At 60.1% G+C, this 10799-nt stretch carries 7 protein-coding genes and 1 pseudogene; 4 read left to right on the forward strand and 4 right to left on the reverse strand.

The window, feature by feature from the left end; genetic code table 11:
- Positions 1-63: 63 nt before the first annotated feature.
- Positions 64-1134, forward strand: coding sequence for an endonuclease NucS domain-containing protein (locus tag N0B15_RS12260; RefSeq protein WP_263019998.1), 1071 nt, complete (start codon positions 64-66; stop codon positions 1132-1134).
- A 68-nt stretch (positions 1135-1202) separates the two neighbouring features.
- Here the strand turns inward: N0B15_RS12260 and N0B15_RS12265 are convergent.
- Positions 1203-1415 (reverse strand): annotated as a pseudogene (locus N0B15_RS12265) (RNA-guided endonuclease InsQ/TnpB family protein); the annotation flags it as partial.
- 332 nt (positions 1416-1747) lie between these two features.
- Between N0B15_RS12265 and N0B15_RS12275 the strand changes: the two are divergent.
- The 3 genes from N0B15_RS12275 to N0B15_RS12285 all read left to right on the forward strand — a co-directional run bounded on the left by N0B15_RS12275 (position 1748) and on the right by N0B15_RS12285 (position 7852).
- Positions 1748-4474 carry a PD-(D/E)XK nuclease family protein gene (locus N0B15_RS12275; RefSeq protein ID WP_263019999.1) on the forward strand — a complete coding sequence of 909 codons (2727 nt, stop codon included), beginning with the start codon at positions 1748-1750 and terminating at the stop codon, positions 4472-4474.
- Complete coding sequence (locus N0B15_RS12280) at positions 4471-7356, forward strand: UvrD-helicase domain-containing protein (RefSeq protein WP_263020000.1); 2886 nt, start codon at positions 4471-4473, stop codon at positions 7354-7356. Before N0B15_RS12275 ends, N0B15_RS12280 begins: the two co-directional genes overlap by 4 nt.
- Before the next feature lie 283 nt (positions 7357-7639).
- Positions 7640-7852: a hypothetical protein gene (locus N0B15_RS12285; RefSeq protein ID WP_263020001.1), complete on the forward strand. Its 213-nt coding sequence runs from the start codon at positions 7640-7642 to the stop codon at positions 7850-7852.
- 84 nt (positions 7853-7936) lie between these two features.
- On the opposite strand, the gene N0B15_RS12290 is transcribed toward N0B15_RS12285, so the two are convergent.
- The 3 genes from N0B15_RS12290 to N0B15_RS12300 are packed head-to-tail and all read right to left on the reverse strand — an operon-like array spanning position 7937 to position 10480.
- Positions 7937-8416: a hypothetical protein gene (locus tag N0B15_RS12290; protein ID WP_263020002.1), complete on the reverse strand. Its 480-nt coding sequence runs from the start codon at positions 8414-8416 to the stop codon at positions 7937-7939.
- Positions 8409-9293, reverse strand: a complete 885-nt coding sequence (locus N0B15_RS12295; protein ID WP_263020003.1) for a hypothetical protein — start codon at positions 9291-9293, stop codon at positions 8409-8411. The genes N0B15_RS12290 and N0B15_RS12295 overlap by 8 nt, the downstream gene beginning before the upstream one ends.
- A 41-nt stretch (positions 9294-9334) precedes the next feature.
- Positions 9335-10480 (reverse strand): PDDEXK family nuclease, encoded by a 1146-nt coding sequence (locus tag N0B15_RS12300; protein WP_263020004.1) that lies wholly within the window; start codon positions 10478-10480, stop codon positions 9335-9337.
- Positions 10481-10799: the final 319 nt, after the last annotated feature.

Raw genomic sequence — 10799 nt, forward strand, 5'->3', positions numbered from 1 at the left:
CTCAAGTTAGCTAGAAATGTCGAGAAGGAAAAATTATATGATCTCTTGCCTTAGCATGGATCTATGATCTTTAGTGTGGACGGCGATGAAGGGACGCTCAAAAGTATCGAGAAGGAAAAGCTCTCAAAGCTAGGCTTTTTCGAGCGCCGAGACCTCCAGGAATGGGTCATTCAAGAACCCCGTATTTTGGGCGAAGGTCTGCTTGTCATCACGTCAGAGTACGCAAATTTCGAAGAGACTCGTGACCGGTTGGATATCCTTGGACTTGATCGTCAGGGAAGGTTAGTAGTCATTGAGCTGAAACGTGACCACGCTGACCGAACAACCGATCTACAGGCAATCAAGTATGCAAGTTACTGTGCAACACTAACTGCTGAGGATGTTCAGAAAGATTATCGTGAGTTCTGGAACGGTCGGGGCGAGCAATCATTGACACCAGAAGATGTCGGTCAGCGGTTCGCAGATTTCATCAGCGAGACGCTTGGTGAAGATCTCCCGCTCTCGTCCGATGGTTGGGCCGATTTTGACCTCGATCAAAAACCACGTATACTACTTGCTGCAGGAAGCTTTGGAACTGAAGTTACTGCACCAGTGATGTGGTTGATTGAGGAATATGGAATGGATATCACTTGCACTAGAATTGAGGCCTACGAACATCAGAACCAAATCCTCATCAACAGTGAACAAATCATTCCGGTGGCAGAAGTTGAAGAGTATATGACCAAACGGCGTAAAAAGCAGGGAACCCAGAAAGCAGTCTCTCGCCGCCCAGCAGCGATAAACGTCCTTCTGGATCGAGGAGTATTGACACCTGGGCAGAAGGTCTATTTCCATTCAGAACAGATACCCGACGAAACGGATCGAGAATGGTCCAAAGACGACGAATTTTGGCGGGCAACCGTGACAGGTAATACGGGACGAAGTGATAACGTAAAATGGGACTATAATGATGAAATCTACTCGTTTACAGGCCTTACGAGAGAACTCCTTGGCGAGTTACTTGACAGCGATTATAGCGGGGCACTGAACGGATACAAATTCTGGTGCCACCCAGATTTTGACGGGCGTACACTGAGTAGCCTTCGTAACAGCGCTACGCGTGGAGAGGATCAAGAGAGAAAAACAAACAATTGAAACCTGTTGCTGGATGTGTGGAAGCGTTTAGCTTGTCTGTTGGACCACACCTATCGGTGGACTGGATATTACGGTTTGCAGTCTACCACCTCTGACCGAGGTTGGAATACTCGAGAGGGGTCATGAAGGTAGATTTCGGGCTGTGCGAACCAGCCGGTACTCCTATCCTTGGACAACTGCCCAGAAGACTCAGAGTTACTTTCTGTGTTGTTGATGTCGAGGCGAATGTTCCCCGACCCATTCACACCCGCGTTAAACGCCGCGCCACACTCATCGAGCACTGCTGTGTTCCCGTCTCAGCCGCGCTAGGTGGCGACGCTTCCGACTCGAGAGACGGGCACCGGATCCGTTTGTGAATCACCCAATCTCGCTCGAAGGCCCACGGTCGTGGTGTGAGCGGACTCCCGGTCCGCCGCTGTGGGTCGTTGGGTGCGTACCAGTCGGGACCATTGTCGAATCGAGCCTCTTCGAAGCCGAACTCCGACAGCAGGTACACGGTTCTGGTGACTCACCACGGAACCAGCCGTAGCACACTGACGATAGCTCGAGAGCGCTCTCCCCGACCGTTCACGCGAGCGGGTACGTTTATCTACGGCGAATATGATGATACGGTGTGACAATTTCGCGGGCGAAACCCATCGAACAGCTCTCCAAGGAGGTCGCTCCGTACGACCTCGTCATCGTCCCCGACCCGGCGCTGGCCAGTGCGCTGAATCGCCGCCTCGAGCGGCCCCACTTCGGGCCGTTCGCGATCACGCCACGACGCCTCGCGGCCCGTCGCCGAGAGACGGCAGAAGACCGACTCGCCTTCCTCCAGGTGATTTCCCAGACAGACCTCGACTGGAAACGAGCAGCGGCCGCGATCGGCGACGTCCTGCAGTGCTGGGAGTACGAGGGAGCAGCCGACGCCATCCGCTCGTACGACGGGTTCGATACGCCAGCGATTCGACGCGTCCTCGAGACCGTCGAGTCGCTCGAGACGACCTCGCGGAAACTGACCGAGTACGAGGTCGACAGCGAGGCGTATCCGTCGGTCGCCGTCGTCGGAGCGCAGCAGTTGACGCCGCTCGAGCGGTCGATTCTGCCGTCGGCGTACGACGAGGTCGAGCGCTTCAGCGACGACCCGTTCGACCTGCCGCCGTTTCGGCTCTTCGAGTCACCGGCGGCGGCCGTCGACGCGCTGGTTTCGACGATCACTCCCGAGACGGCAGCGGATGTCGCTGTCGTGCTCGAAGACGGGAGCGAGTACTCGACGCTGCTCGAGTCCGCGCTCGAGACCGACGGAATTCCGTACTACGGTGGGCCGGGATTCGCGGACAACCGGGACGTTCGCTGCTTTCTCGAACTCTTACGGGCGGCCTTCGCTGGCTCGGATACTCGTGTGGGAGACGTTCGCTCGGTGCTCACCCACGTCGGCGCGGCGGTCGAGGTCGAGCACGACGAGAAGCGGCTGTTCGAGGTCGACGAGCCCGGTCTCGAGCGGGTGTTCGCGTACTGTGCGTCGTCACCGGAGGGGACGGTCGGCGACGCGCTCGCGACGTACGAGGGATGGATCGAACGAGACCTCGAGCGGCTCAGAGAGGAACTCGAGGAGCTGGATGTCCTCGACGAGACGCTTACCGAGTCGGTCGCCGACCGGCTGCAGTTTTACTTCCAGACGTACGACGTCCCGCTCGAGCGGGAGAACGAAGGCGTCCTGCTCGCGGATGCAACGTCGACCGGCTTCGTCGACCGGCCGGTCGTCTGCTGTCTGGGTCTCGACGAGGGCTGGACGCACACTGCACCCCGTCGGCCGTGGGCCGACCGGGACGAGGAGTTCGAGCGGAACGTCCACCGCTTCCAGTCGCTGCTCCAGAGCGGCGTCGAGCAACACCACCTCGTCGTCGACGTCGCAGGTGGCTCGCCCGTCTCACCCACGCTGTACTTCGACGCGCTGCTCGAGGAGCCACTCGAGCGGTTCAGCGACGGCGATGCGATCGAACACAGCCGGACGGTCCGGACGGGTGGCCGTGGCTTCGAGCGGGAGCCGGTGGCGGCCGACGTCGAAGCTGACCCCGTCGAGACGATCAGCCAGTCGAGTCTCAACAGCCTGGTCAACTCACCGCGAGACTACCTCTTCGGGCGGCTCGTCGCGGGGCCGGACAGACACTACTTCGCGGAGGGGAACCTCTTTCACGACTTCGCGGAACTGTTCGTCACCCATCCCGACGTCGTTCTGGACGGCGACGGCGAGCCAGATCCGGCCGTCCTCGACGAGGTCGTCGACGTGATGTGTGAGCAGACCCGGCCGTTCCACCGGGACGTCGACCTCGAGACGCGACGGACGAGATACCGGGCCGGGCTGACCACGATCGTCGCCTTCCTCGCCGACCGACGGCCGGACGCCGACGACGAGGCGTTCGACTTCCTCACGCCCGAAAGCGGCTGGGGAACGAATGTCTTCGCGACGTACTTCGACCGGCCCATCGACTCCCCGCTCACCGAGCGGTGGTTCGACGACGACGAACTGGGGCTCAAGGGGAAGATCGACCTCGTCCTCGAGCCGAGACACCTGCTCGACTTCAAGTCGGGTTCGAGAACGCGCGCCTCGGCGGTGATGAAGCGGTCGGCGCTCGATCCGCCGGGTGACCCGCCGAACTACCAGGCGTTGCTGTATCTGACCTACTTCCGGAGCCTCCGCCCCGGCGAGCGACTGCACTTTACGTTCTTTCACTTCCTCGAGTGTCTGGACGACGTGGTGGCTGGCGACCTCGACCTGACGGCGTGTCTGACGACGGTCGGCTACCGGCCGGTGCGCTACGACGAGTACGTGCGGACGCGAGCGGTCTTCGAGGGACTGTGTGAGGACGCCGCGAACGCCTGTACGAAGACGTTCTCGACGGTCGACCACGAGGTGTTTCTGGCCGTCCTCGAGGCCCAGCCGATCCCGAAGACGCGTGACGGAGCCGAGCTGGCGGAGTCGCCGTTCGGACGCGCGTTGACCGAGCAGATGGTCGACGCCGTTGGCGACTACAAGTACGTCGAGAAGGGCTGTCTCCAGGCCTGTCGCTACCTGGCGGCCCTCCGCAACGAGAGCTACTTCGCCGACGACCTCGACGAGTTCGAGCGCTTCGTCGAGGAACGGCTCGCCGAAGTGAACGCGTACCGCCGCGGTGAGGAACGGTTTCCGATCGACGGACCCGGCGGCGAGCCGAACTACCGGTACGTCGACCACCGGGACCTCCTGCTCGAGGGGGGAGCAGACGCCTGGAGGGATGGGGCGGCGTCGACGGCCGATAGCGGGGCGGTGCCAGTCGACGAGACAGACGTGTCGCCAGCCACGGGGGGTGAAGACCGATGACGGGACCGAACCCGCGACAGCGTGAGCTGATCGAGCGGACGGACGGGTGTTACCTCGTCGACGCTGGTCCCGGAACCGGGAAGACGTTCACCATCACCAGACGGTACGCCAGGATCGTCGAGCAAGCGGGCGTCGAACCCGACGACGTCCTCCTGCTCACGTTCACGCGAAACGCCGCCACGGAGATGCGCGACCGCATCACCGCACACAGTGCGTACAGCGCCCGCGAGTTCCAGGACGCCCCGATCGGAACCTTCCACTCGCTCTGTAACGACGTACTGCGCGAACACGGCTTCGACGCGCCGTCGCACCTCGGACTCGAGGAGTCGATCACCCGCTCGACGCGGGTACTCGAGGACGAGACCCTCGAGCGCGAGTCCTTCCGGGAGTTCATCGGTCGGTTCACGGACGACCACCCCGAACACCACGACGTCCTCCGGGCGCTCTCCGACCCGACGGAGGTGCTCGGCCTGATCGAGACCCTCGCCGCGAAGGGTGTCTTCCCGACGGTCGACGGGTGGTACCGCGACTGTGAGGCGGCGCTCTACGGCGACGCCGAAGCGTTCGACGCCCTCTTCGAGGCGGTGAACCGGCCACAGAACGACGGCAGCAGACAGTCAGTGCTCCGCTCGAGGCTCAACCGGTACGGCAACGGCTGTTACCTCCCCGACGCACCGTCGAAAGCGGAGATTCGAGGCGAGCAGGGCTCGAAATCGGTTCCACACGACGTTTCTCGGCTGGTCTTCGAGGAAGAGCGCGAGGACCTGTTCGCGTTCGTCCACGACGTCTACATCGAGTACCTCGAGTTCGCCCTCTCGCGCAACTACCTCACCTTCTCGTTCCTCCAGCTGTTCGCGTTCGTCCACCTCTGTGAGAACGAGTCGCTGCGCGAACGCCTGTCGTTCGAGTACGTCATGATCGACGAGTTCCAGGACACGAGCGAGATCCAGTTCAAACTCGCGCTCTTGCTCGCCGGAACCGAGAACGTCTGCGTCGTCGGCGACTGGAAACAGAGCATCTACTCGTTCCAGTACGCCGACGTCGAGAACATCACCCGGTTCCGAGAGCACCTCACGCGCTTCGTCGACGACCTCAACGCCGACCGCACCCGGATCGAGGCGTCGTTCGACACGGTCGAGGCGATCGAACTCGAGCGTAACTACCGCTCGACACAGGCCATCGTCGACTGTGCCGAACGCGCGCTGGTCGTCCCCGGGAGCAGACACGAGACGGTCGACGCTGACGCCGTCCTCGAGCGGGTCGTCTCACTCTCGAGTGAGACGGACCTGACTCACTCACAGATCGAGGCGATCCGCCACGCCGACGAACACGAGGCGATCCTGACGAAGATCGACGAGATCGTCGGCAACGAGGCGTACGCGGTTCGAACCGATGGGACCGGTGGTGGTGACAGCGGGAGTGAGTGTGACGGCAGCGAAGCACTCCGCCCACCCGAGTACGGCGACATCGTCGTCCTGACGCGCACGCGCGACTTCGGCCGGGAACTCCTGGCGGCCGGTGAGAAACACGGGTTCCCGATGGCCTACGAGGGCGGCGTCGAACTCTTCCGAACCGACCCGGCCAAACTCGTGCTGGCGTGGCTGCGGATCCTCGAGCGCGGCCCCGACGAGGACCGCGGCTGGGCAGCCGTCCTCGAGCACGCAGGCTACACGCTCGAGGAGATGAGACACGTGCTCTCGGCCCGCGAGTATCCCGCCGCGATGGTCGCGTTCCGCGATGAACTCGAGGCACTCGAGACGGTGAGCACCGTTGCCCACCGGGTCTGCCACCGCTACGGATGCGACGGGCCGACGGCCGACGTCCTCCGCACGACGATTCAGTCGGTCCACGACACGACGACGAAGACCCGCGGCGACCTCATCCGGTTCATCGAGCGCGGCATCGAAGCGGGGACGACCCACGAGGTGTCCGCTGCAGGAGGAACGAACGCGGTCCGGGTGCAGACGATCCACGCGGCGAAGGGGCTCGAGTACCCGATCGTTATTCTGGCGAACATGAACGCGGGCTCGTTCCCGACGACGGGCCGACGCAGCGGCCGACTCCGCTACGACGAACGGTTCGGCCTCCGCCAGCGGACGCTCTACGGCGAGGCCCACGGCCAGCCCCACGTCTACGACAACTGGCGGTGGGACGTCCTCAGCTATTGCCGCCCGACGGCGTACGACGAGGAGCGCCGCCTGCTCTACGTCGCGATGACCCGGGCGGCGGACCACCTGGTGTTCAGCGCTGGTGAGGAGCCGAACACCTTCCTCGAGGGACTCCCGGTCGACCTGGCGGCGTACGAACCCGACGTGAGTCAGCCAGACCGAAGCGAGACCATCCAGACGCGATTCGACGTCTCGATTCCGGAGCCGGCGGGACCGGAGGGATACTCACCACACTCGCTGATGAACGACGAGGTCTTCGAGGCGGTCGAGGAGGGCCGCGGCCCCGACTACGGCTCGCGAGTCCACGCCTTCGCCGAGCGCTACGCACTGGGCGAGGACGTCGACCCGCGTGACGCAGACGAACGGCACGTCAAAGCGTTCGTAGACACACTCGAGGGTGAGCGACGGGTCGAAGAAGACGCGTACCTGCCGCTCTCCGTCGACGGGAAACGGGTGACGATCCACGGTGTCGTCGACCTGGTTCACGTGACCGAAGAGACCGTCGAGATCGTCGACTACAAGACGGATCTGGGTCGTCACGCCGAGAACGAGTATCGCGCTCAGGTCAGCGTCTACTGGCACGTCTTGCACGAGGTGTATCCGGACCGGGAGGTCGTGGCGAAGCTGTTCTACACGGCCGACGGCACGTCTGAAGACGTCTCACCGTTGTCGAAAGCCCAGCTCGAGTCGCTGGTGGAACACTACGGTCGGTGAGGACACCGTCGGTCGGTGACGCTACGTACCGATCGGAAACCGGTGCGAACGTAGCTGGTGTTAGGTGTGAAACACGGTGCGGACTGGTGAATACGTTAACTCAGAGGGCGTCTTACAACTCATCTCATCGCGTATCTCGACATAGAGGGAGAGGAACGGGCTGGCTGGCTCCGGACATCGAGGACGTTCGCGAGCAGACCGACAACGGAGCAGGCTTCCCGTTGGAGGCAATGACGGACGAGGACAGTCGCATCAGGAATTCCGCTAAACGCGGGTTGAGGACGTGTTCAGAACGTACGATTCGCTCGAGGACGAGGAGACGATCGAGGCACTGGCAATGGAGCTCGAGGAGATGGCGACGGAGTACTCCGACAAGCGACGGGAACATCTTCTCGAAGTGAAATCGGACGCGGAGTTCTTCTTTCGGTCAGGTTTCGGATGGCTCGTGGAAGGGTTCCAGAAGGAGTTCGGTGACGAGTTGGAATTCGACAGGTGAATATCTGTATTGATAACGCACGTAGACTGTGAAGGCGTTGGCGGATTCACGCCCACCGTGAAAACAAATAGCCTGAACCAGGATTCACTTCTTCTCGGCTGATCGGAGTTCGGCGGTCACAAAATCTGGGAGATGAACATCGCGTACGTAGGATGGAAGCCCGTCATCGTACGCTTGCCTGTCAATTCCACAGGACTCAAAGGTCTGCTTTACAAATTTTGAGCCCCAGATTCGTTCGATTCCGCGCCGTTCAGTCTCCTTGAGCAACCGCTTGTCGTTCGAAACGAGAACCGGATCATCGAGAGTTTCAGCGAGACGAATCAGCGTCCAGTCCGCCTCACCTAATTCGACCGTCTTTGCAGCAAGTTCGGAAGTGTCGACTGCTTCTACACGAAGCCACTCTGGTTTCGAGAACGAATGATGCGGACTAAATTCGTTCGACCAGATCTGCTCGGTTGTGTACAACGCGTATCGTGGCGTCCAAAATGAGATGTCGTGGAACCACCCGCCTGAAGCGAACGCTGAGAGGACGGAGTTGTCCAGTACCAGCTGTCCCTTACTCATCCATCAGATCTGGGCCAGAGTAGAAGTCTTCGATGGAGTCTGGGCCATACTCCGCTCGCATTCCACTGCTCTCGAGGAGTTCGACGAACTCGTTTTGAGTCAGTTCGGCCAATTCTGCACCTCGGGCAATCGAAATATCCAGCTGGTCGTAGGCTTTGAGCGCACCACGATTGAGTACACCGCGGAACTTCTGCCGGTCGCGTATCGCCTCGATCGAGGGATACTCGAACTCAGGGTCAAGAACGCGCACTATCGTTCGCTCACCGTAGAGAATGTCGGTGGCGAGGGCAGCAAAATCCGGAGTTTCTCCGCGTTGGTTGGCTTTGACTTCTCGATAAATACGAGCGTAGAGGGAGAATACGACCGAACCAAGCCGATACAGGTCTCGGTCACTGAGGTCGGACAGGGTTTCTGGGTGAAACTCTTGCTCACTTTCATCCGATTCTTTCGCCGCTTTGAGCACTTCTGCAGCTTCCTGTAACACATCTACAGTGGCGAGGAGAACGAGAAGTCCGTTCTTGTTTCTTCGGTTCTCTTGCAGCGCCTTCTCTGCGACTTCGGTTCCCCATTCGTCGAGAAATCGCTGGAAGAGCTCGAACGCAATTGCTGGCGCGAGGGGAAACTTCGCTTCGAAAACGTCGACACTTCCGAACTCCGCTTCGAGACGTTCTTCGACTACTTCGACCGCCTGTTCGAACCGCTCCTCGGGTGGGAGTTCGAGAACGTCCTGTACGAAACTGTCAACGAGGGCCTCTGGGTCGTCGATCGAAGACGAGGTAACGGTCTCGAGTTGCTGGAGGAGGAGGAGAAGTGGCTGGGACGGGTCAACCGAGCCGTTACCAGCCTCGTTCCCGATCGGATTTCCGTCGCCCAGCATATGGTAAATCGTTGCCCGCGGGAGTAGGAATATCTATCGCACTACTTTTCGATTCGACTGGTCTCCTGCAACGCGTTCACGAAGACAGGGTACGTACGCTCTATGAGGCCGATGAACCCATCTACAATCTCCGAGACTGATTCAGTCGTCACATCTCCGGCTTCCGTCCGAAGGGGAAGTCGCCGTTGAACGACGGTCGAAGGTTGTGGACCGAAACTGAGCGTTTCGTCGTTCAGTATCTCCGTGTCGTTCCGAATGAGGGATCGAACTCGGTCTTTGTCTTCCTGTTCTCCCTCGTCACCGTAGTGGTTAAGGTTGATGGAGAGCGTCACGTACCCGTCAGCGTACGGTTTGATCGTGTAAGCGATATTCAAGTCCTCCATGAGAGTCTTATCGGTAAAATCGAGATAGTTTCGAGGTGTTTTGGTCACGTAATCCGAGGGGGTCGGAATCGATTTCTCGTTCAACGCTGCTCGGATTCGCTCTCGTACGTTAACCAACAGCGCCTCGAATTCTTCGGTACTCTCGTGTGCCGGTTTCACGCGTTGGAGAGAGTAATCGACGACCGTCTCTGCAGCTAACACTGCTTTCGAGTCAGCATCTGGGTGAACGACTCGTTGAACCTCGACGCACTGCATCGGGAGTCCTTCCTGAACGAGATGACGAACGTTCTGCTCGGTGGTCCGGGTAATGTGTTCCGCAACGATCACCATTCGCTGGTTCGTGTTGAACTGCTCAAGCGGTATCGAGCGGCCGAACCACCGCTCGAATATCGACTTCAGAGAGTCGTCGGAAGGTGGCACCTGAATGCCCTCCCATTTTCCATCTTCTACTTCGAGGCGGTATTCTCGATACGCGTCGTCGAGGTCGTCGTACTCGAGTGAGCTAATCGCCCTCGAGTACGATTGCGGCTGTCCGAGGATGGACTTCTCGGTGGCGCTGTTCGATCCGCTCTTGCCAGCCTTCAATTCGAAGACGACGACGTTACCGTACTTATCCAACCCAACCAAATCCGGCGTGCCGGTTTCGACGCTGAATTGCCGGCCGATGATGAGGAGCTGCTCGTCGAGAAGGAGGTCAGCATTTTGGTGGAGCCACGATTCCAACTGCAACTCGTCGCGTACGGGCCGATGCTCGTATGTGGCGCTCGTAGACGAGGTCTTCTGATCGAACTCCTTGATGCGCATGTATGCCCGTTGTTTCGGCTCGTTAATAATACACGATGTCGATTAAATATTGGACTCAGTGACGAGCGCTGCGTGATCACTATACTCGAACGACTCTGGGCCGTAGTAACAGTGTACGGCTCTGGTTAATCGCCATACTGCGTCGAATTGTGTTGTCTTGCGGTCGTCCAGGGATTAGCTAATCAGCTTGCCACCGCCCGATTCCTCGAGGTTCTCGTTGCGATCGCCCCAGTGTGGCGCCTCGAGCGGCGCAATTTTCCACCGAAAGTCGCCGCCGTATCCGTCTTTAGCTAAGCGGAGAACCACGTGACAGCGGCGG

It is taken from the genome of Natronobiforma cellulositropha (genome assembly GCF_025629245.1).
Lineage (GTDB): Archaea > Halobacteriota > Halobacteria > Halobacteriales > Natrialbaceae > Natronobiforma > Natronobiforma cellulositropha.